The organism is Enterobacter sp. 18A13, from assembly GCF_007035975.1.
Classification (GTDB): domain Bacteria; phylum Pseudomonadota; class Gammaproteobacteria; order Enterobacterales; family Enterobacteriaceae; genus Enterobacter; species Enterobacter vonholyi.
This window is the reverse complement of the sequence record NZ_AP019634.1, coordinates 408,965-430,702: the sequence shown is the minus strand read 5'-3', so window position 1 is coordinate 430,702 and position 21,738 is coordinate 408,965. Positions and strand designations below refer to the sequence as shown.

At 55.5% G+C, this 21,738-nt stretch carries 22 protein-coding genes; 12 read left to right on the top strand and 10 right to left on the bottom strand.

From position 1 onward, the window contains the following. Window positions 1–6 precede the first annotated feature (6 nt). The gene (mscM, locus tag FOY93_RS02050) at window positions 7–3,330 is read left to right on the top strand and encodes a miniconductance mechanosensitive channel MscM (RefSeq protein ID WP_115876635.1); all 3,324 of its coding nucleotides are present in this window, start codon (window positions 7–9) and stop codon (window positions 3,328–3,330) included. 44 nt (window positions 3,331–3,374) lie between these two features. Here mscM and epmA read toward each other — a convergent pair whose 3' ends face one another. Then, window positions 3,375–4,352, bottom strand: a complete 978-nt coding sequence (epmA, locus tag FOY93_RS02045; RefSeq protein ID WP_133293621.1) for an elongation factor P--(R)-beta-lysine ligase — start codon at window positions 4,350–4,352, stop codon at window positions 3,375–3,377. Between the two features lie 310 nt (window positions 4,353–4,662). Between epmA and frdA the strand changes: the two genes are divergently transcribed. Genes frdA through frdD form a run of 4 tightly spaced genes read left to right on the top strand, consistent with a single transcriptional unit; the run spans window position 4,663 to window position 7,956 of the window. Beyond that, a complete protein-coding gene (gene frdA / locus FOY93_RS02040) occupies window positions 4,663–6,453 on the top strand; it encodes a fumarate reductase (quinol) flavoprotein subunit (RefSeq protein WP_133293620.1) in 1,791 nt (596 codons plus the stop codon). Continuing rightward, a complete protein-coding gene (locus FOY93_RS02035) occupies window positions 6,446–7,180 on the top strand; it encodes a succinate dehydrogenase/fumarate reductase iron-sulfur subunit (RefSeq protein ID WP_023310124.1) in 735 nt (244 codons plus the stop codon). The genes frdA and FOY93_RS02035 overlap by 8 nt, the downstream gene beginning before the upstream one ends. Window positions 7,181–7,190: 10 nt before the next feature. Next, the gene (gene frdC, locus FOY93_RS02030; protein ID WP_133295394.1) at window positions 7,191–7,586 is read left to right on the top strand and encodes a fumarate reductase subunit FrdC; all 396 of its coding nucleotides are present in this window, start codon (window positions 7,191–7,193) and stop codon (window positions 7,584–7,586) included. A 10-nt stretch (window positions 7,587–7,596) separates the two neighbouring features. Further along, window positions 7,597–7,956, top strand: coding sequence for a fumarate reductase subunit FrdD (gene frdD / locus FOY93_RS02025; protein ID WP_020882959.1), 360 nt, complete (start codon window positions 7,597–7,599; stop codon window positions 7,954–7,956). A gap of 29 nt (window positions 7,957–7,985) precedes the next feature. Here frdD and ampR read toward each other — a convergent pair whose 3' ends face one another. Continuing rightward, window positions 7,986–8,861 (bottom strand): LysR family transcriptional regulator AmpR, encoded by an 876-nt coding sequence (ampR, locus tag FOY93_RS02020; protein ID WP_143344557.1) that lies wholly within the window; start codon window positions 8,859–8,861, stop codon window positions 7,986–7,988. 132 nt (window positions 8,862–8,993) lie between these two features. Between ampR and FOY93_RS02015 the strand changes: the two genes are divergently transcribed. Together FOY93_RS02015 and FOY93_RS02010 are read left to right on the top strand one after the other, a co-directional pair. After that, window positions 8,994–10,139, top strand: a complete 1,146-nt coding sequence (locus tag FOY93_RS02015) for a cephalosporin-hydrolyzing class C beta-lactamase MIR-14 (protein ID WP_063860838.1) — start codon at window positions 8,994–8,996, stop codon at window positions 10,137–10,139. Between the two features lie 105 nt (window positions 10,140–10,244). Next, a complete protein-coding gene (locus FOY93_RS02010) occupies window positions 10,245–10,775 on the top strand; it encodes a lipocalin family protein (RefSeq protein ID WP_045888999.1) in 531 nt (176 codons plus the stop codon). Here FOY93_RS02010 and sugE read toward each other — a convergent pair. Further along, entirely contained in the window at window positions 10,772–11,089 is a 318-nt protein-coding gene (sugE, locus tag FOY93_RS02005) for a quaternary ammonium compound efflux SMR transporter SugE (protein ID WP_006178944.1), read from the bottom strand. The genes FOY93_RS02010 and sugE overlap by 4 nt on opposite strands. Window positions 11,090–11,350: 261 nt before the next feature. Here sugE and FOY93_RS02000 point away from each other — a divergent pair, with 261 nt between their 5' ends. After that, complete coding sequence (locus FOY93_RS02000; RefSeq protein WP_115876639.1) at window positions 11,351–11,950, top strand: helix-turn-helix transcriptional regulator; 600 nt, start codon at window positions 11,351–11,353, stop codon at window positions 11,948–11,950. 35 nt (window positions 11,951–11,985) lie between these two features. On the opposite strand, the gene ecnB is transcribed toward FOY93_RS02000, so the two are convergent. The 3 genes from ecnB to efp form a co-directional block, all read right to left on the bottom strand. Further along, window positions 11,986–12,132, bottom strand: coding sequence for a lipoprotein toxin entericidin B (gene ecnB, locus FOY93_RS01995; RefSeq protein WP_003025482.1), 147 nt, complete (start codon window positions 12,130–12,132; stop codon window positions 11,986–11,988). 108 nt (window positions 12,133–12,240) lie between these two features. Further along, window positions 12,241–12,372 (bottom strand): entericidin A/B family lipoprotein, encoded by a 132-nt coding sequence (locus tag FOY93_RS01990; protein WP_024907352.1) that lies wholly within the window; start codon window positions 12,370–12,372, stop codon window positions 12,241–12,243. A 58-nt stretch (window positions 12,373–12,430) separates the two neighbouring features. Continuing rightward, window positions 12,431–12,997 carry an elongation factor P gene (gene efp, locus FOY93_RS01985; protein ID WP_008502940.1) on the bottom strand — a complete coding sequence of 189 codons (567 nt, stop codon included), beginning with the start codon at window positions 12,995–12,997 and terminating at the stop codon, window positions 12,431–12,433. Window positions 12,998–13,037: 40 nt separating this feature from the next. Between efp and epmB the strand changes: the two genes are divergently transcribed. Continuing rightward, entirely contained in the window at window positions 13,038–14,066 is a 1,029-nt protein-coding gene (epmB, locus tag FOY93_RS01980) for an EF-P beta-lysylation protein EpmB (RefSeq protein ID WP_111965409.1), read from the top strand. Between the two features lie 47 nt (window positions 14,067–14,113). Here epmB and FOY93_RS01975 read toward each other — a convergent pair whose 3' ends face one another. The 3 genes from FOY93_RS01975 to FOY93_RS01965 form a co-directional block, all read right to left on the bottom strand. Then, window positions 14,114–14,467, bottom strand: coding sequence for a DUF4156 domain-containing protein (locus tag FOY93_RS01975; protein ID WP_143344556.1), 354 nt, complete (start codon window positions 14,465–14,467; stop codon window positions 14,114–14,116). A 134-nt stretch (window positions 14,468–14,601) separates the two neighbouring features. Continuing rightward, window positions 14,602–16,245 carry a chaperonin GroEL gene (gene groL / locus FOY93_RS01970; protein ID WP_023310114.1) on the bottom strand — a complete coding sequence of 548 codons (1,644 nt, stop codon included), beginning with the start codon at window positions 16,243–16,245 and terminating at the stop codon, window positions 14,602–14,604. A gap of 31 nt (window positions 16,246–16,276) precedes the next feature. Beyond that, the gene (locus tag FOY93_RS01965) at window positions 16,277–16,570 is read right to left on the bottom strand and encodes a co-chaperone GroES (RefSeq protein WP_003855929.1); all 294 of its coding nucleotides are present in this window, start codon (window positions 16,568–16,570) and stop codon (window positions 16,277–16,279) included. 179 nt (window positions 16,571–16,749) lie between these two features. Between FOY93_RS01965 and yjeH the strand changes: the two genes are divergently transcribed. Then, entirely contained in the window at window positions 16,750–18,000 is a 1,251-nt protein-coding gene (gene yjeH / locus FOY93_RS01960; protein WP_143344555.1) for an L-methionine/branched-chain amino acid transporter, read from the top strand. 24 nt (window positions 18,001–18,024) lie between these two features. On the opposite strand, the gene FOY93_RS01955 is transcribed toward yjeH, so the two are convergent. Beyond that, complete coding sequence (locus tag FOY93_RS01955) at window positions 18,025–18,489, bottom strand: FxsA family protein (RefSeq protein ID WP_023616652.1); 465 nt, start codon at window positions 18,487–18,489, stop codon at window positions 18,025–18,027. Window positions 18,490–18,823: 334 nt separating this feature from the next. Here FOY93_RS01955 and aspA point away from each other — a divergent pair, with 334 nt between their 5' ends. Beyond that, a complete protein-coding gene (aspA, locus tag FOY93_RS01950) occupies window positions 18,824–20,260 on the top strand; it encodes an aspartate ammonia-lyase (RefSeq protein WP_003855923.1) in 1,437 nt (478 codons plus the stop codon). Window positions 20,261–20,375: 115 nt separating this feature from the next. Then, window positions 20,376–21,677, top strand: coding sequence for an anaerobic C4-dicarboxylate transporter (locus tag FOY93_RS01945; protein ID WP_024907357.1), 1,302 nt, complete (start codon window positions 20,376–20,378; stop codon window positions 21,675–21,677). The last annotated feature ends 61 nt before the right edge of the window (window positions 21,678–21,738 follow it).

Sequence of the window (21,738 nt, the reverse complement as noted above, 5' to 3'; positions counted from 1 at the left end):
GCTGACGTGCGCCCGATTATCGTTCTACTGATGGCCTGGTGCCTCAGCATGGGGGCGTACGCAGCGACAGCCCCCGACGCCAAACAGATAACCCAGGAACTGGAGCAGGCAAAAGCGGCCAAACCCGCTCAGCCAGAGACCGTCGAGTCGCTCCAGGCTGCCCTGAACGCGCTTGAGGAGCGGAAAGGCTCTCTTGAGCGCGCTCAGCAGTATCAGCAGGTTATCGACAACTTCCCCAAACTCTCGCAGACGCTGCGCGCGCAGCTCAATAATCTGCGTGACGAACCGCGCGATGTTCCCGCAGGGATGACCTCCGACGCGCTGAACCAGGAGATCCTGCAGGTCAGCAGCCAGCTTCTGGAAAAGAGCCGCCTTGCTCAGCAGGAGCAGGAGCGCGCGCGCGAAATTGCCGACTCCCTCAGCCAGCTTCCGCAGCAGCAAACCGACGCCCGTCGCCAGCTAAATGAAGTTGAGCGCCGCGTGGGCACGCAAAGCGGCAATACGCCACAGGCTCAGGCCCAAAATCTGGGCCTGCAGGCAGAATCTGCTCGCCTGAAGGCCCTTGTCGATGAGCTTGAGCTGGCGCAGCTTTCCGCCAATAACCGCCAGGAGCTGTCGCGGATGCGCTCTGAACTCGCTCAGAAGCAGAGCGAGCAACTGGATGCGTATCTCCAGGCCCTGCGCAATCAGCTCAACAGTCAGCGTCAACGCGAGGCGGAGCGCGCGCTGGAAAGTACCGAACTGCTGGCAGAAAACAGCGATAACTTGCCTGCCGGAATCGTCGAACAGTTTAAGGTCAACCGCGAGCTTTCTGCCGCGCTGAATCAGCAGGCGCAGCGTATGGATCTGGTTGCCTCGCAGCAGCGTCAGGCCACCAATCAAACCCTTCAGGTTCGCCAGGCGCTCAACACCCTGCGCGAGCAGTCCCAGTGGCTCGGGTCATCAAACCTGCTGGGTGAAGCGCTACGTGCCCAGGTCGCGCGCCTGCCGGAAATGCCGAAGCCGCAACAGCTGGATACCGAGATGGCCCAGCTGCGCGTTCAGCGACTGCACTTTGAAGATCTCCTTAATAAACAGCCGCAAATCCGCCAGATCCGTCAGGCTGACGGACAGCCCCTGACCAGCGAGCAAAACCGTATTCTGGAAGCCCAGCTGCGTACCCAGCGTGAACTGCTGAACTCTTTGCTCCAGGGTGGGGATACGCTGATTCTGGAGCTGACCAAGCTAAAAGTCTCCAATAGCCAGCTGGAAGATGCGCTGAAAGAGGTGAACGAGGCGACGCACCGTTATCTCTTCTGGACGTCCGACGTGCGTCCGATGACCTTCTCGTGGCCGATTGAAATTGTCCAGGACCTGCGCCGCCTGATTTCGCTGGACACCTTCAGCCAGCTGGGACAGGCCAGCGTGATGATGTTCACCAGCAAAGAGACCATTTTCCCGCTGCTGGGGGCGTTGATTCTGGTGGGCTTCAGCATTTACTCGCGCAGACATTTCACTCGCTTCCTGGAGCGTTCCAGCTCCAGGGTCGGGAAAGTCACCCAGGATCACTTCTGGCTAACGTTGCGCACCGTATTCTGGTCGATTCTTGTCGCCTCCCCGCTGCCGGTGCTGTGGATGACGCTGGGGTATGGCCTGCGGGAAGCCTGGCCCTATCCGCTCGCGGTCGCGATTGGCGATGGCGTCACCGCCACGGTGCCGCTGCTGTGGGTAGTCATGATTTGCGCCACCTTCGCGCGCCCCAATGGCCTGTTTATCACCCACTTTGGCTGGCCGCGTAATCGCGTTGCGCGCGCCATGCGTTACTACCTGATGAGCATCGGGCTGATTGTGCCGCTGATTATGGCGCTGATCATGTTCGACAATCTCAACGATCGGGAATTCTCAGGCTCGCTGGGCCGTCTCTGCTTTATGCTGATATGCGGGGCGCTGGCCATCGTCACGCTCAGCCTGAAACGCGCGGGTATTCCGCTCTATCTCGATAAATCCGGCAGCGGCGAAAACATGTTCAACCGGCTGCTCTGGAACCTGCTGCTTAGCGCGCCGCTGTTTGCGATGCTGGCGGCCGCGGTGGGCTATCTGGCAACCGCGCAGGCGCTGCTGGCAAGGCTGGAAACCTCGGTGGCCATCTGGTTCCTGCTGCTGGTGGTGTACCACGTGATCCGCCGCTGGATGCTGATCCAGCGCCGCCGTCTGGCCTTTGACCGAGCCAAGCATCGCCGGGCAGAGATCCTCGCCCAGCGCGCGCGAGGTGAGGAAGAGCCAAACCACGTCAACAGTACGGAAGGCACGACGGAGGCGGACGAGGTCGAACTGGATCTGGATGCCATCAGCACCCAGTCCCTGCGTCTGGTTCGTTCCATACTGATGCTGATTGCCCTCCTGTCGGTGATCTTCCTGTGGTCAGAGATCCACTCCGCATTCGGCTTCCTGGAGAACATCTCTCTCTGGGACGTGACGTCCACGGTGCAGGGTGTTGAAAGCCTGGAGCCGATCACCTTAGGGGCGGTGCTGATTGCCATTCTGGTGCTGATCATTACCACGCAGCTGGTGCGCAACTTCCCGGCGCTGCTGGAGCTGGCGCTGCTGCAGCATCTGGATTTAACGCCGGGGACGGGTTATGCGATTACGACCATAACCAAATATCTGATCATGCTGTTTGGCGGACTGGTTGGCTTCTCGATGATCGGTATTGAGTGGTCGAAGCTGCAGTGGCTGGTGGCGGCCCTTGGTGTAGGGTTAGGTTTTGGTTTACAGGAGATTTTCGCCAACTTCATCTCTGGCCTGATCATTCTGTTCGAAAAACCGATCCGTATTGGCGATACCGTCACGATCCGCGATCTGACCGGCAGCATCACGAAGATCAACACACGTGCGACAACGATCAGCGACTGGGATCGCAAAGAGATCATCGTACCGAATAAGGCGTTTATTACCGAGCAGTTCATCAACTGGTCGCTGTCAGACTCCGTTACCCGTGTGGTGCTGACGGTACCGGCGCCGTCGGACGCCAACAGCGAAGAGGTCACCCAGATCCTCTACACAGCCGCAGAGCGCTGCTCGCTGGTGATCGATAACCCGGCACCGGAAGTGTTCCTGGTGGATTTACAGCAGGGGATCCAGATTTTCGAGCTGCGTATCTACGCCGCCGAAATGGGCCACCGTATGCCGCTGCGCCATGAGATCCACCAGCTGATTCTGGCAGGCTTCCGCGAGCACGGTATTGATATGCCGTTCCCACCGTTCCAGATGCGTCTGGAAAGCCTGGACGGGCGTAAAACGGGAAGAACGTTGACGTCAGCGGCGCGTACGCGCCCGGCGGGGAGTTTGTAAGATAAGCAGGGCGACCCTCTCCCACGGGAGAGGGTTAACTGCCGTCAGGCGCGATCTACGGTAAACGCAATCACATCGCCAAGCTGCTCTGCGCCCAGGGCCAGCATCACCAGACGATCCACACCCAGCGCCACGCCGGAGCAATCCGGCAGACCCGCTTTTAAGGCTTCAAGCAAATTAACATCAATAGGCTGCTGCGGCAGACCGCGCGCGGCGCGCTTGCGGTTATCCTGCTCGAAGCGCTGCTGCTGCTCGCGGGCATCAGTCAGTTCGTGGAAGCCGTTCGCCAGTTCGATGCCTTTGTAATAGACCTCAAAACGCTCTGCGACACGATGATCTTCGGTACTGATCTGCGCCAGTGAAGCCTGGCTTGCCGGGAAGTGATAGACAAACGTCGGACGGTCTTTGCCAATCTGCGGTTCTACGCCGAAGGTGAACAGCAGCTGCAGCAGCGTGTCGCGATCATCTTCGTTATCCGCCACGTTGCTCAGATCCAGCTTTGCCGCTACTTCACGCAGCTGGGTTTTATCCGCCGACAGCGGATCGATTTCCAGATGGCGTTGGAAAGCCTGCTGATAGGAGAGCGTTTCGGCTTCTGAACAGTCCAGCACCTGCTGGAGCAGATCGTCCACCTCATTCATCAGGCGGTACATATCATAATGCGGGCGGTACCACTCCAGCATGGTGAATTCCGGGTTGTGGTGACGACCCATCTCTTCATTACGGAAACTGCGGCACAGCTGATAGACCGGACCACACCCCGCCGCCAGCAGGCGTTTCATGTGATATTCCGGGCTGGTCATCAGGTACAAATTCATCCCCTGAGAGTGGCCGGGGCCAACAAAACGGGTTTCAAACGGGACCAGATGAATATCCGTTACCGTTGCCTGACTCATGCACGGCGTTTCCACCTCAAGGACTCCGCGGTCGGCAAAGAAACGGCGGATCTCCGCCATAATTGCAGCGCGTTTTAACAGATTAGGGATGGATGCGCTCGGCTGCCAGGTGGCCGTTTCGCTCATGAGTTGTTCTCCGATTTCAGACAAGGGCACGAAGTCTACTCGTTAGCAGGGGCAGAGACAAATTTTGCGCAGTAAAAAAGCGCATTTCATTTAGGTGAACTTTTTCGTGACGTATTTCATCAATCTTCATGATAAATCGCCGTACAGAACAGCAAAAAAATCGAACACGTCAAATTTCCCTGACATCTACACGGTTATACTGTTTTACCCATAAAGGAGCAGTGGAAACGCTTTCGCAATCGTCCTTTTGGACGGGTGAACTACCTTTAGTTTGTCGCGTTGCGAAATAACAAAAATCTGGAGGAATGTCGTGCAAACTTTTCAAGCCGATCTTGCCGTAATAGGCGCTGGCGGGGCTGGATTACGTGCTGCGATTGCTGCAGCACAAGCTAATCCCAACGCTAAAATCGCATTGATTTCAAAAGTCTATCCAATGCGTAGCCACACTGTGGCAGCAGAAGGAGGATCCGCCGCCGTTGCGCAGGATCATGACAGCTTTGAATACCATTTCCACGACACGGTTGCAGGGGGCGACTGGCTTTGCGAACAGGATGTCGTTGACTACTTTGTGCATCATTGTCCAACGGAAATGACCCAGCTTGAACAGTGGGGATGTCCGTGGAGCCGCCGTCCGGACGGCAGCGTCAACGTTCGCCGCTTTGGCGGAATGAAGATTGAACGCACCTGGTTCGCCGCTGATAAAACCGGCTTCCACATGCTGCACACCCTGTTCCAGACCTCCCTTCAGTTCCCACAAATTCAGCGCTTCGATGAACATTTCGTCCTCGACATTCTGGTTGATGACGGACACGCGCGCGGCCTGGTGGCGATGAATATGATGGAAGGCACGCTTGTCCAGATCCGCGCCAACGCGGTAGTGATGGCGACGGGCGGTGCGGGTCGCGTTTATCGTTATAACACCAACGGCGGCATCGTCACCGGTGACGGCATGGGCATGGCGCTCAGCCATGGCGTACCCCTGCGCGATATGGAGTTCGTCCAGTATCACCCAACCGGCCTGCCAGGCTCCGGCATTCTGATGACGGAAGGCTGCCGCGGTGAAGGCGGTATTCTGGTCAACAAAAACGGCTACCGCTATCTGCAGGATTACGGCATGGGCCCGGAAACCCCGCTCGGCGAGCCGAAGAACAAATACATGGAACTTGGCCCGCGCGACAAAGTCTCTCAGGCCTTCTGGCACGAGTGGCGCAAAGGCAACACTATCTCCACGCCGCGCGGCGACGTCGTTCACCTCGACCTGCGTCATCTGGGCGAGAAGAAGCTGCTGGAACGTCTTCCGTTCATCTGCGAACTGGCAAAAGCCTACGTTGGCGTCGACCCGGTGAAAGAGCCGATTCCGGTACGTCCAACGGCGCACTACACCATGGGCGGGATCGAAACCGACCAGCAGTGCGAAACCCGAATTAAAGGCCTGTTCGCCGTCGGCGAGTGTTCCTCTGTGGGCCTGCACGGCGCCAACCGTCTTGGGTCTAACTCGCTGGCAGAGCTGGTCGTCTTTGGCCGCATGGCGGGCGAGCGCGCGATGGAGCGGGCGGCTACCGCAGGCGAAGCCAACGGTGCCGCACTGGATGCGCAGGTTACAGACGTTGAAAAACGCCTGAAAGATCTGGTGAACCAGGAGGGTAACGAGAACTGGTCTAAGATCCGCGACGAGATGGGCCTGTCGATGGAAGAAGGCTGCGGTATCTACCGTACGCCAGAGCTGATGCAAAAAACCGTCGACAAGCTGGCGGAACTGCAGGAGCGCTTCAAGCGCGTGCGCATCACCGATACCTCCAGCGTATTCAACACCGACCTGCTCTACACTATCGAGCTGGGCCACGGTCTGAACGTAGCGGAATGTATGGCGCACTCTGCGCTGGCGCGTAAAGAGTCGCGTGGAGCCCACCAGCGTCTGGACGAAGGCTGCACCGAACGTGACGACGTCAATTTCCTGAAACACACTCTCGCCTGGCGCGATGCGGATGGCACCACACGTCTGGACTACAGCGACGTGAAAATCACCACGCTGCCGCCGGCTAAGCGCGTGTACGGTGCAGAAGCAGAAGCCGCCGAGAAGAAGGAGAAGGCGAATGGCTGAGATGCAAAAAATGAAGGTTGAAGTGGTGCGCTACAATCCGGAAGTGGACGCCGCACCGCACAGCGCTTTCTATGAAGTCCCTTATGATGAGCAAACCTCCCTGCTGGATGCGCTCGGCTATATCAAAGACAACCTGGCGCCAGACCTGAGCTACCGCTGGTCCTGCCGCATGGCAATCTGCGGATCCTGCGGCATGATGGTCAACAAAGTGCCGAAGCTGGCCTGTAAGACCTTCCTGCGCGAATACACCAAGGGCATTAAGGTCGAAGCGCTGGGCAACTTCCCGATTGAACGCGATCTGGTGGTCGATATGACCCACTTTATCGAAAGCCTGGAAGCCATTAAGCCATACATCATTGGTAACCCGCGCACGCCGGATCAGGGGCCAAACACCCAGACGCCGGCGCAGATGGCGAAATACCATCAGTTCTCAGGCTGCATCAACTGCGGTCTTTGCTACGCCGCCTGTCCACAGTTTGGCCTGAACAAGGAGTTCATCGGCCCGGCCGCCATTACCCTGGCGCACCGCTATAACGAGGACAGCCGCGATCACGGTAAAAAAGAACGTATGGCGCAGCTCAATAGCCAGAACGGCGTCTGGAGCTGTACCTTTGTGGGTTATTGCTCCGAAGTCTGTCCGAAGCACGTCGACCCGGCCGCCGCAATTCAGCAGGGTAAAGTGGAAAGCTCGAAAGACTTTCTTATCGCTACCCTGAAACCACGCTAAGGAGTGCATGATGACGACTAAACGCAAAGCCTACGTGCGGCCTGTGCCGTCAACCTGGTGGAAAAATCTGCCGTTTTATCGCTTCTACATGCTGCGTGAAGGCACGGCGGTACCGGCGGTCTGGTTCAGCCTTGAGCTGATGTACGGCGTTTTTGCCCTCAAGCATGGCCCGGAAGCCTGGGCCAGCTTCGTCGGTTTCCTGCAAAACCCGATCATTGTTGTTCTGAACCTGATCGTGCTCGCGGCCGCGCTGCTTCATACCAAAACCTGGTTTGAGCTGGCGCCAAAAGCGGCGAACATCATCGTAAAAGACGAGAAAATGGGGCCAGAGCCGGTGATTAAAGGGCTCTGGGCAGTGACGATTCTGGTCACTGTGGTCATTCTGTTTGTCGCACTGTACTGGTAAGGAGACTACTGTGATCAATCCAAATCCAAAACGTTCTGACGAGCCGGTCTTCTGGGGTCTGTTTGGCGCAGGCGGCATGTGGAGTGCCATCATCGCCCCCGTCATCATACTGCTGGTCGGCATTATGCTACCGCTGGGGCTCTTCCCGGGAGATGCGCTGGGCTACGAACGCGTACTGGCGTTCGCGAGCAGCTTTATCGGCCGCGTGTTCATCTTCCTGATGATCGTCCTGCCGCTGTGGTGTGGCCTGCACCGTATTCACCATGCGATGCATGACCTGAAAATCCATGTCCCGAGCGGGAAATGGGTTTTCTACGGTCTGGCAACCATCCTGACCGTAGTAACGCTGATTGCCGTGGTCACCATCTGACGCTTCAGGCCCGCCATCAGGCGGGCCTTTTATTTCTGCATCTTCCCCACCAGCCACTGGGCAAACTCGCGCATTGCGGGCGTTTCTGCCCGTGACTGCAGCCTCGTGAGCCAGTAGCTGCCGAGGTCAATCTGCGTTGCAAATGGCTGCACGATGCGCTCGCTGTTCAGCAGATGGGTGAACATATCGACAGGGGCAATCGCGATGCCCGTACCTGCCTGCGCGGCTTCCAGCATGGTGATGGACGAATCAAATACCATTACCCGGTGCGTCGGTGAAGGCGGATTTTCACCCGCAGCCTGCATCCAGGCTGTCCACTCGTCGCGCCGGTAAGAGCGCAGGAGGGTAAACTTCAGGATATCGGCAGGGGTGTGCAACGCGGCAGCAATGTCAGGTGTGCAAAGCGGCGCAAGCGGTGCGGGGCAAAGAAACGTCGCTTCCGTGCCGTGCCACGCCCCGCCGCCATAACGAATGGCGTAATCAAGTCCTTCAGCCGCCGGATCGACACGGTTGTTATGGGTGGAAAGCTGAAGATCAATATGCGGATAGCAGCGGCGGAAGTCCGCGAGCTGCGAGAATAACACCCCCGTCGCAAATGTCCCGACCACGCCAATTTTGAGCTTCTCCTGCGCGCGCTGGCTGGCAAAGCGATCCAGCATTCCGGCGATACGATCGAACGAGTCATTCAGCACCGGCAGCAAATTCTCGCCTTCGGTAGTCAACATCAGCCCTCGCGAAACGCGAACGAAAAGCTGGCAGTTAAGGTGCTGCTCCAGCGTCTTGACGTGCTGGCTAATCGCGGAATGGGTGACATTCAGCTCAATAGCGGCATGCGTAAAACTGAGGTGCCTGGCGGCTGCTTCAAACGCCCGCAGGGAGTTCAGAGGAAGATAGCTGCGCGTCATGGTCTCGTCCGTTAGAAAAATTAACAGCTAATGCTAAATTTAACCGTTTGTCAGCCATAGTCAAATCCAACAGACTACAGCGGTCTGACGGGCCCGGACACTCCCTTGAACTGCTATTACGGAAGATAACTGATGATGACAAAATCCCTAAGCTGTGCCCTGCTGCTCAGCGTTGCCAGCTCTGCATTCGCCGCACCGATGTCCGAAAAACAGCTGGCTGAGGTGGTGGAACGTACCGTTACGCCGCTGATGAAAGCGCAGGCCATTCCGGGCATGGCGGTGGCGGTGATTTATCAGGGTCAGCCGCACTACTTTACCTTCGGTAAAGCCGATGTTGCGGCAAACAAACCCGTCACCCCACAAACCTTGTTCGAACTGGGTTCTATAAGTAAAACCTTCACCGGCGTACTGGGTGGCGATGCCATTGCTCGCGGTGAAATATCGCTCGGCGATCCGGTGACAAAATACTGGCCTGAACTGACGGGCAAGCAGTGGCAGGGCATTCACATGCTGGAGCTGGCAACCTATACCGCAGGCGGTCTGCCGTTACAGGTACCGGATGAGGTCACGGATAACGCCTCTCTGCTGCGCTTTTATCAAAACTGGCAGCCGCAGTGGAAGCCGGGCACCACGCGTCTTTACGCCAATGCCAGCATCGGTCTTTTTGGCGCGCTGGCGGTTAAACCTTCCGGCATGAGCTATGAGCAGGCCATGACGACGCGAATCTTTAAGCCGCTCAATCTGAACCATACCTGGATTAACGTTCCGAAAACGGAAGAGGCGCATTACGCCTGGGGATACCGCGACGGTAAAGCGGTCCACGTTTCGCCAGGAATGCTGGATGCAGAAGCCTATGGCGTAAAAACCAACGTGCAGGATATGGCAAGCTGGGTGATGGTCAACATGAAGCCGGACTCGCTTCAGGATAGTTCACTCAGGAAAGGCATTGCCCTGGCGCAGTCTCGCTACTGGCGCGTGGGGGCCATGTATCAAGGGTTAGGTTGGGAAATGCTTAACTGGCCGGTCGATGCCAAAACCGTGGTTGAAGGCAGCGACAATAAGGTGGCGCTGGCACCGCTGCCTGCGAGAGAAGTGAATCCACCGGCACCGCTGGTCAACGCGTCCTGGGTCCATAAAACAGGCTCAACCGGCGGGTTTGGCAGCTACGTGGCATTTATTCCTGAAAAACAGCTCGGCATTGTGATGCTGGCGAATAAAAGCTATCCGAACCCTGCCCGCGTTGAGGCGGCATACCGTATCCTCGACGCGCTGCAGTAAAACATTGCCGGGTGGCGCTGCGCTTACCCGGCGAAACACACCGCACAAAAACCACATTTTCCTTGCCGTCATCTACACTTAACAAAAAACAGTAAGGAAACTCCTATGCGCATTCTGCCTGTTATCGCCGCGGTGACAGCCGCGTTTTTAGTGGTTGCCTGCAGTTCCCCTACCCCACCGCCTGGCGTTACCGTCGTCACGCCTTTTGATGCACAACGCTTCCTTGGAACATGGTATGAAATCGCGCGCCTCGACCATCGGTTTGAGCAGGGCTTAGAGAAGGTCACTGCAAATTACAGCCCGATGGATGATGGCGGTATTCAGGTGATCAACCGGGGCTATAATCCCGATCGGGAGATGTGGCAGCAGTCGATTGGGAAAGCGTACTTCACGGGCGACCCGCGACGGGCCGCGCTAAAAGTCTCTTTCTTTGGCCCGTTTTATGGTGGCTATAACGTGATCGCGCTCGACAGAGAGTACCGTCACGCGCTGGTCTGCGGGCCGGATCGCGACTATCTGTGGATACTTTCCCGCACGCCAACTATTTCGTCAGAAATGAAACAGCAGATGCTGGACGTCGCGACCCGGCAAGGGTTTGATGTGTCAAAACTGATCTGGGTAAAACAACCCCATTAATGGGTGCTGAGCTTAAGCCCAATGATCCCCGCTACAATCAAGGCGAGGCTGGCGATACGCGCCAGACTCGCTGACTCTCCCAGTAGCAGAATGCCGGTGATGGCGGCCCCCACCGCACCAATGCCCGTCCAGACGGCATAAGCCGTTCCCACAGGTAGCGAGCGCATCGCCCAGGATAACAGGACAATACTCACGATCATCGCGGTTACGGTAATAACGCTGGGCGTCAGGCGGGTAAATCCGTGGGTGTACTTGAGACCAATCGCCCAAACCACTTCGAGCAGACCGGCAATAAAAAGAATGATCCAGGACATTTCAGGCTCCTTAACTTAATAGAAGTTGGGGCCGTCCCCGGTGAAAGAAACGCTTACGGGTCGTCCCGTAAGGCAGAGATTACGCCCCATATTTTGGTTAGCGTGCTATTTTTTTTCAATCTTTTTTTGCTGAACACGTTAAGGCAAGAAATAGCCGCAGTATGGCGCGTAGTTCCGGCATTTAGCACTCATCCGACTTCTCTATGATGATGTGCTTTCTGATGGCAGGAAGCCAAACCACTAGCCGACTGCGAATAAAATATGTTCAAAATTCTCTTGATTGACCGTTGTCACTTTACCCGCACGGGGTTTGAAGCATGGCTCAATCATTCCGGTTTGTTCCCGGGACACTACGTTGTGACCGGGCTGAATAATCTGTTCCTTGCCAGGGAGCACATTCTGCAATGGAAACCCACGCTGGTTATCGCCGATTTGTACGGCTTCAGGCAGGATATTCATCATTTTCAGCAGCTCTCGTCTTTGCTCAACGCCAGTGAACGCTTACCGTTTATTTTGCTGCAATCGGGAGAGGACAACGGCATGACAGACTGGCTCGGACACTTCCCGGTGTGGTCGTCGCTGTTGAAAAACGCCAGTCTCGAAGAAGTGGCAACGACTATAAATGATGCATTAACCTCGCGCTCATGCGCTGAAAGGCCCACGGCAGCCGCCCCCTTGCTGACCCGGCAGGAAGAGAAAGTGCTTACATTATGGATGGACGGCGCGAGCAATCAAAAGATTGCTGCCCACCTGAGTATCAACGGAAAAACGGTCTATACCTATAAACGCAATATCCGCATGAAATTGCATATGGATACGCGTTTTTCTCCGTTCTTATCCCTGCAGGAATCAAAAAGCTGACGGTACGAAACGGCTGGTCTCGTACCGTGGGTTAATTACTGCTGAGCTTTAGTTGCCGCACCAGAGATTGCGCTACCACCTTCAGAAATATCCTGACCAACGCCACGCGTGGTATTACAGGCTGTTAATACTGAAGAAAGTACCAGGACTGAAAAGATCGCTGCAATTGTCTTCTTAACCATAATATCTTCCTTTTATAGCCAAAGTTGTTTTGTGTATAGCAACTTAAGGATAGACAAGATCCCGCCGGATGACGGAAAAGGAAGCATTTTTAGGAAAATTAGACGAACTTAGCTGGCGGCGTGAGAAATGATATGACCGAGATCCTGGATATCTTGTCCCATTCCACGGGTGGTGTTACAGCCGGAAAGCAATGCACTGGAAAGCGCTAACAGAAGCAGAATTTTAACGGTACGTTTCATCATCCCTGCCTGCAAAAATCAGGCGCAGCGGGCGCTGCGCCTTCAATCATGACGTAAATTACTTCACGCGGGACACGTATTCGCCGGAGCGGGTATCCACTTTGATCACTTCGCCAGTCTGTACGAACAGTGGAACTTTAACCACTGCGCCGGTAGACAGTTTGGCTGGTTTACCGCCGGTACCTGCGGTATCACCTTTCAGACCTGGATCGGTTTCAACGATTTCCAGTTCTACGAAGTTTGGTGGGGTCACAGCGATAGGCTGACCGTTCCACAGGGTTACGATGCACTCAGCCTGGTCCAGCAGCCATTTAGCGCTATCACCTACCGCTTTCTCATCAGCAGACAGCTGTTCGAAAGTGGAGTTGTTCATGAAATGCCAGAACTCGCCATCGTTGTACAGATAGGTCAGGTTCATATCAACAACATCAGCGCCTTCAGCGGAGTCAGTAGACTTGAAGGTTTTCTCAACACGGGTACCGGTCAGCAGACGGCGCAGCTTAACGCGTGCGAATGCCTGGCCTTTACCTGGTTTAACGAATTCGCTGGCTTCAACCGCGTACGGTTCGCCGTCCATCATGATTTTAAGACCAGCACGAAAATCGTTGCTATAGTACGTTGCCATAAGGCCCTCTAAATTTGTTAACTGGTAGCTAAGCCACAAAATGGCGCATATTGTAACCCTAAACACCCCGTCCAGAGAAGATTGGTTATCGCAACTTGCCGATGTAATCACCAGTCCTGATGAATTGCTGCGTCTTTTAGACCTCGATCAGCACCCAGAGTTGCTTGCTGGCCGCGAGGCAAAGCGCCTTTTCGCCCTGCGCGTTCCCCGTGCGTTTGTGGCGCGGATGGAGAAAGGCAACCCCGACGATCCGCTATTAAAACAAACGCTTACTTCGCAGGATGAGTTTATCACCGCGCCGGGATACAGCACCGATCCGCTGGAAGAGCAGAACAGCGTGGTGCCTGGTTTACTGCACAAATATCTCAACCGTGCCCTGCTGCTGGTAAAGGGCGGCTGCGCGGTAAATTGTCGTTATTGCTTCCGTCGGCACTTCCCATATGCCGAAAACCAGGGCAATAAACGCAACTGGCAGGTCGCGCTGGACTATATTGCCGCCCACTCAGAGCTGGATGAGATTATTTTTTCCGGAGGCGATCCGCTGATGGCAAAAGATCACGAGCTGGACTGGCTGCTGACACAGCTGGAAGCCATCCCGCACATTAAACGTCTGCGCATTCATAGCCGTTTGCCGATTGTTATTCCCGCGCGGATCACCGACGGACTGGTGTCACGCCTGGAGCAGTCAAGATTGCAGGTGCTGCTGGTGAACCATATCAACCACGGGAACGAAATTGACGATGATTTTCGCGCGGCGATGGCGCGTCTGCGTAAAGCGGGCGTAACGCTGCTGAACCAGAGCGTGCTGCTGCGCGGCGTGAATGACAGCGCCCGCGTGCTGGCTGACCTGAGCAATGCCCTGTTTGATGCGGGCGTGATGCCCTATTACCTGCACGTGCTGGATCGCGTTCAGGGCGCGGCCCATTTCATGGTAACGGATGAAGAAGCCCGGCAGATTATGCGCGAACTGTTAACGCTAGTTTCAGGCTATATGGTGCCGAAGCTGGCACGGGAGATTGGCGGAGAGCCGAGCAAGACGCCGCTGGATTTGCAGCTGCGACAGCACTAGTTTCCCCTCACCCTAACCCTCTCCCACAGGGAGAGGGGAAAAGGCAATCAGTTCGTGCACTTGTAGACCTGGCCGTTCATCTGGCTGGCGGTCGGCACGAAGCTGGACAGCATACTCTGCGTTGGGCTGCTCACGCCGTAAATGACGTTACCGCCCATTGCCGCAGCCTGGTTACGCAGGGCATTCGCCGCACCGCGCATCGAGCCACCTTCTTCGCCATGCTGACCTGACATCCAGTTGCTTTGCTCACCGGTTGCCGTGCCTAACAGCTGGCATTCACTGCCAGGCTTATCTTCCACAAAGCGAACGCCCTGGCCCGCTGCCGACAGCTCATTGCTGGAGCTACAACCCGCCAGCAGCAATGCTGCCCCTACAATCCCTGCACAGACTTTTACGCGCATGTTATTCCTCGTTTTCAATAAGCTGGACAGTAGTTGTCCGTGTGTAAATCTTATACCTAAAAGATGACCAAAAGAAAAACCCCCGAGCATTTCTGCCCGGGGGTTTTTCACATTCTACGACGTAGAGCGCACGATTACATCATGCCGCCCATACCGCCCATGCCGCCCATACCAGCAGCACCTAAATCAGGCGCATCGCCTTTAGGCAGGTCGGTCACCATGCACTCGGTGGTAATCATCAGACCAGCAACAGAGGCCGCATACTGCAGAGCAGAACGGGTCACTTTAGTTGGATCCAAGATACCGAAGTCGATCATGTTGCCGTATTCTTCAGTTGCTGCGTTGTAACCGTAGTTACCTTCGCCCGCTTTCACGTTGTTCGCAACCACAGATGGCTCTTCACCGGCGTTAGAAACGATCTGACGCAGAGGGGCTTCCATTGCGCGCAGCGCAACTTTGATACCTACGTTCTGGTCTTCGTTCTGAGCGGTCAGGCCAGCCAGTTTAGCGGCAACACGCACCAGCGCGACACCACCACCAGCAACCACGCCTTCTTCTACCGCAGCACGGGTCGCGTGCAGAGCATCGTCAACGCGTGCTTTTTTCTCTTTCATTTCAACTTCGGTAGCAGCACCGACTTTGATTACCGCAACGCCGCCTGCCAGTTTCGCTACGCGCTCCTGCAGTTTTTCACGGTCGTAATCAGAAGTCGCTTCTTCGATCTGCTTACGGATCTGACCAACGCGGCCCTGAATAGCGGCTTCTTCACCCACGCCATCGATGATGGTGGTGGTGTCTTTGTTGATCACAACGCGTTTCGCCTGGCCCAGGTCTTCCAGGGTCGCTTTTTCCAGCTCCATACCGATCTCTTCAGAGATCACGGTACCGCCAGTCAGGGTAGCGATATCCTGCAGCATCGCTTTACGGCGATCGCCGAAGCCAGGTGCTTTAACCGCAGCCACTTTCACGATACCGCGCATGGTGTTAACCACCAGGGTCGCCAGCGCTTCGCCTTCAACGTCTTCAGCGATGATAACCAGAGGCTTGCCTGCTTTCGCAACGGCTTCCAGTACTGGCAGCATTTCGCGGATGTTGGAGATTTTCTTATCAGCCAGCAGGATGAACGGGCTTTCCAGCTCAACAGCGCCAGTTTCTGGCTTGTTGATGAAGTATGGGGACAGGTAACCGCGGTCGAACTGCATACCTTCTACCACGTCCAGTTCGTCTTCCAGACCGGTACCGTCTTCAACGGTGATTACGCCTTCTTTACCGACTTTGTCCATCGCTTCAGCGATCAGTTTACCTACGGTTTCGTCGGAGTTAGCGGAGATAGTACCAACCTGAGCAATGGCTTTAGAGTCAGAGCACGGCACGGACAGCGCCTTCAGTTCTTCAACAGCGGAGGCGACAGCTTTGTCGATACCACGTTTCAGATCCATTGGGTTCATGCCCGCAGCAACGGCTTTCAGACCTTCGGTGATGATCGCCTGCGCCAGAACGGTCGCGGTGGTGGTACCGTCACCTGCAGCGTCGTTCGCTTTAGAGGCAACTTCTTTCACCATCTGAGCACCCATGTTTTCGAACTTGTCTTCCAGCTCGATTTCACGTGCTACAGAAACACCATCTTTGGTGATGGTTGGCGCGCCGAAGGATTTATCCAGCACTACGTTGCGGCCTTTCGGGCCCAGAGTCACTTTAACTGCATCTGCCAGTACGTTTACGCCGCGGAGCATTTTTACACGAGCGTCGTTACCGAATTTTACGTCTTTAGCTGCCATGTTCTTATTTCCTCAAATTCTCGTGCGTAAATTACGCTTCAACAATTGCCAGAATGTCGCTCTCGGACATGATCAACACTTCTTCATTGTCGATCTTCTCGGATTTCACGCCGTAGCCATCGTTGAAAATTACGATGTCACCAACTTTAACGTCCAGCGGCTGCACAGTTCCGTTTTCCAGGATGCGGCCCTTACCGACAGCGATGATTTCGCCACGCGTTGATTTGGCTGCTGCAGAACCGGTCAGAACGATGCCGCCAGCAGACTTGGTTTCAACTTCTTTACGTTTGACGATCACACGATCATGTAACGGACGAATACTCATTGATAGCTCTCCTTTGAGAAAGTCATTATCAGTTATGGATGACGCCGGCCCGCATGCGGTTTTCCGACTAGTGCCCTGAGAGATGGGGATAGCTTTTTCCCCCTTCAAGGGGGAGTTGAAAAAAAAATTTGCGAAAGTGTTACCATCGCCTCTCTTTTGGTACTGGCAGGGCGATGTCAATGAGTGGACTCAAGCAGGAGTTGGGACTGGCGCAGGGCGTCGGACTGCTCTCAACCTCCTTGTTAGGTACGGGCGTGTTTGCCGTACCCGCACTGGCGGCGCTGGTGGCTGGAAATAACAGCCTGTGGGCGTGGCCGGCGCTGATTGTATTGGTTTTCCCGATAGCCATTGTGTTTGCCATCCTGGGGCGGCATTTCCCCAGCGCGGGCGGCGTGGCGCACTTTGTCGGACTGGCCTTTGGCCCGCGGCTGCAGCGTGTAACCGGCTGGCTGTTTCTCTCCGTCATTCCGGTTGGCCTTCCTGCGGCGTTGCATATTGCGACCGGATTTGGTCAGGCGCTGTTTGGCTGGCATAACGAGCAGTTATTGCTGGCCGAGCTGGGTACGCTGGCAATCGTATGGTGGGTGGGCTCTCGCGGCGCCAGCTCGAGCGCCAACCTGCAGACGCTGGTTGCGGTGCTGATTGTCGCGCTCGTTGTCGCTATCTGGTGGGCGGGCGATATCACCATCAAGGAAATTCCCTTCCCTGCGCTGACAGACGTCGACCATTCACAGCTTTTCGCCGCGCTCTCCGTCATGTTCTGGTGTTTTGTCGGCCTGGAAGCCTTTGCCCATCTGGCGTCTGAATTTAAGCAGCCTGAACGTGATTTCCCCCGCGCCCTGATGATAGGCCTGCTGCTGGCTGGCACGGTCTATTGGGCGTGTACCGTGCTGGTCTTACACTTCCACGCGTTCGGAGCGGATCTCGCCGCCGCGGCATCGCTGCCGGGTATCGTGGTTGATCTGTTTGGCGTGAAGGCGCTGTGGATAGCCTGCGTCATCGGCTATCTGGCCTGTTTTGCCAGCCTCAACATTTATATCCAGAGCTTTGCCCGTCTGGTGTGGTCGCAGGCGCTCGACAAACCTGAGAATCTCCTCGCGCGCCTGTCTAAACGCCAGCTTCCGCTGAATGCCCTGAATGCCGTACTGGGCTGCTGCGTGGTGAGCACGCTCTGTATTTACGCACTGAAGATTAATCTGGACGCGCTGATCGTCTACGCCAACGGCATTTTCATCATGATCTACCTGTTGTGCATGCTGGCGGGATGCCGTTTGCTAAAAGGTCGCTATAAAGCTCTGGCGGTCGTCGGGGGTGTGCTTTGCCTGCTGCTGCTGGCGATGGTGGGCTGGAAGAGTTTGTACGCAATTGTCATGCTGGCAGGGCTGTGGGTGTTTTTGCCGAGGCGCGGTGCGCTCCCGGAGGCCCGGTAAGCGAAGCGCCACCGGGCAAAAACATTACCGATCGTCTTTATGGTCTAAACGGTCGTGCTGTTCATCCTTACGCTGATACTCCCCTTCGAAGGTATCGCCCGGTCCGGTGCTAAATCCGCCCCCCGGCATTCGGCTAAAGCGCAGATGCGGCAGCAGCTTCATGGTCAGGTGTTTTTGCACCGGCGGCAGAAGCAGCAGCAGGCCGAGGAAGTCAGTGAAGAACCCCGGCAGGATCAGCAGCAGCCCCGCAATAATCAACGACACGCTTTTGATCATCTCTTCCGCCGGGCTTTCCCCTGCGGCCATCTTCTGCTGCATTATCAGGAAATTTTTGAAACCCTGATTACGCACCAGCGACATGCCGATGACGGAGGTGAAAATCACGAGAATCAGCGTCAGCAGGACGCCCAGCACATGGGCAACCTGAATAAAAATGGAAATCTCAATGTAAACATAGAGGAAGAAAGCAATAAACGGTATCCAGCGCACTGGCATCTCCTGTATGGCAAGGGCCATCGGCCCCTGTCTGAATGTGTTCGCGACGCGCGTTTGTATGAAATGGTGACGGTTAGCGAAAATTCAATCAGTTTGCACGGATATTTTTTTTGGAAATTTTAAAGCGGTGACCCATTTCACAGATTAATAATTATCATGGAATCGGCTCGATAATAAGTGATCCAGCTTACGGCAATTCGCTATCATCAGCATATGATCTCGAGCATCTGGCTGATTGAGGGAATAATCGTCGGCCAGAAAATATTCAAAACCACATAAATACTGTGTGTTTAGTACAATCCATCGGCAGCTTGAAAAGAAGGTTCACATGTTAAACAACATTCGTATCGAAGAAGACTTGTTGGGTACCAGGGAAGTTCCAGCGGATGCCTACTACGGTGTCCACACTCTGAGAGCGATTGAAAACTTCTACATCAGCAACAGCAAAATCAGCGACATCCCTGAGTTTGTCCGTGGCATGGTGATGGTGAAGAAAGCCGCAGCACTGGCCAACAAAGAGCTGCAAACCATTCCTAAAAGCGCGGCAAATGCGATTATCGCAGCCTGCGATGAAGTGCTGAACAACGGCAAATGCATGGACCAGTTCCCGGTTGACGTCTATCAGGGCGGCGCGGGCACCTCCGTCAACATGAATACTAACGAAGTACTGGCAAACATTGGCCTGGAGCTGATGGGTCACCAGAAAGGTGAATACCAGTACCTGAACCCGAACGACCACGTCAACAAATGCCAGTCCACCAACGACGCCTACCCAACCGGCTTCCGAATTGCGGTGTATGCCTCCGTGGTGAAACTGGTGGATGCGATTAACCAGCTGGGCGATGGCTTCCAGCGTAAAGCGGTTGAGTTCCAGGACATTCTGAAAATGGGTCGTACCCAGCTGCAGGATGCGGTGCCGATGACCCTCGGTCAGGAATTCCACGCGTTTAACGTACTGCTGAACGAAGAGACCAAAAACCTGCTGCGTACCTCCGAGCTGCTGCTGGAAGTGAACCTGGGCGCCACCGCTATCGGTACGCGTCTGAACACCCCGGATGGCTATCAGCAACTGGCGGTACAGAAGCTGGCTGAAGTGTCCAACCTGCCGGTTGTGCCTGCAGAAGACCTGATTGAAGCGACCTCCGACTGCGGCGCCTACGTCATGGTACACAGCGCGCTGAAACGTCTGGCGGTGAAACTGTCCAAAATCTGTAACGACCTGCGCCTGCTCTCTTCCGGTCCGCGCGCTGGCCTGAATGAAATCAACCTGCCAGAACTGCAGGCGGGTTCATCCATCATGCCGGCCAAAGTGAACCCGGTCGTGCCAGAAGTGGTGAATCAGGTTTGCTTTAAAGTCATCGGTAACGATACGACCGTGACCATGGCCTCTGAAGCGGGTCAGCTGCAGCTGAACGTGATGGAGCCGGTAATTGGCCAGGCGATGTTTGAATCTATCCACATTCTGACCAACGCCTGCTACAACCTGCTGGAAAAATGCATTAACGGCATCACGGCGAATAAAGAAGTTTGTGAAGGTTATGTCTATAACTCCATCGGGATCGTCACCTACCTCAACCCGTTCATCGGCCACCACAACGGCGACATCGTCGGTAAGATTTGTGCCGAAACCGGTAAGAGCGTGCGTGAAGTGGTGCTGGAGCGCGGGCTGTTGACCGAAGCCGAGCTGGACGATATCTTCTCGGCCCAAAACCTGATGCACCCGGCATATAAAGCGAAACGATATACCGATGAAAGCGAACAGTAACCGTTCAGGCTAGGCTTCTTAAGGCACGTCACTTGTGACGTGCCTTTTTTCTTTTTAGGTGTTACCAAAATACAACAATTCAATATCAACTTGTTAATAAGCAAGGCAGGTCCTTATGTTTGGAGCAGAACTCGTCATCGTCTTGTTGGCGATTTATTTGGGAGCACGACTCGGGGGTATCGGCATCGGTTTTGCCGGCGGTCTTGGAGTGCTCGTTCTTACCCTTATCTTTCAGATTAAACCCGGCGCTATACCGTTCGACGTTATCGAAATCATCATGGCTGTTATTGCCGCTATTGCCGCCATGCAGGTGGCAGGCGGTATGGACTACCTGGTAAGCCTGGCGGAGCGTATGCTACGCCGCCATCCAAAATACATTACCTTCCTTGCTCCGCTGGTGACATGGTTTATGACCATTCTCGCCGGTACTGGCCACACCGCTTTCTCCACGTTACCGGTGATTACCGAAGTGGCGAAAGAACAGGGTATTCGTCCGTCGCGTCCGCTCTCCATTGCGGTCGTCGCGTCCCAGATCGCCATTACCGCCTCACCGATTTCCGCGGCGGTGGTCTTCTTCGCCGGTATCCTTGAGCCAATGGGCGTGAGCTACCTGACGCTGCTGGCGATCTGTATTCCGGTCACGCTGATTGCGGTGATGATTACCGCCGTGCTGTGTAACTTCCTCGGCGCCGAGTTGAAAGACGATCCGGTCTATCAGGAACGCCTTGCCAAGGGTGAAGTGAGCCTGCGCGGCAGTCAGGTCTTCGAACTGAAGCCACACGCGAAACGCTCCGTGCTGCTGTTCCTGATTGGTATCGTTGCCGTCATGTTCTACGCGACCGCCATCAGCGATACCGTAGGTCTGATCCAGAACCCGGTTCTGCCGCGTAACGAAGCGATTGTCGTGTTTATGCTGACCATCGCCACGCTGATTAGCATCACCTGTAAAATTGATACCAGCGAAGTGCTGAACGCCAGCACCTTTAAATCCGGTATGAGCGCCTGCGTGTGCGTGCTGGGTGTGGCGTGGCTCGGTGATACTTTCGTGAAAGCGCACATCAGCGACATTCAGACCGTGGCCGGGGACCTGCTGCACAACTATCCATGGCTGCTGGCGGTCGTGCTGTTCTTTGCTGCGACCCTGCTTTACTCTCAGGCCGCGACCACCAAAGCGCTGATGCCTGCGGCACTTATGCTGGGCGTAACGCCGTTGACCGCCATCGCCTCGTTTGCTGCCGTCTCCGCCCTGTTCGTGCTGCCTACCTACCCAACCCTGCTGGCGGCGGTAGAGATGGATGACACCGGCTCAACCCGTATCGGTAAGTATGTGTTTAACCATGCGTTCCTGATCCCGGGCGTTGTCGCCATTTCACTTTGCGTGATCCTCGGCTTTATCATCGGTGGCGTGGTGCTGTAAACCGCTCCCGGTTGTAAAAATAGTTAAAATCGGGCCGCTCTGCGGCCCGTTTCATTAATGA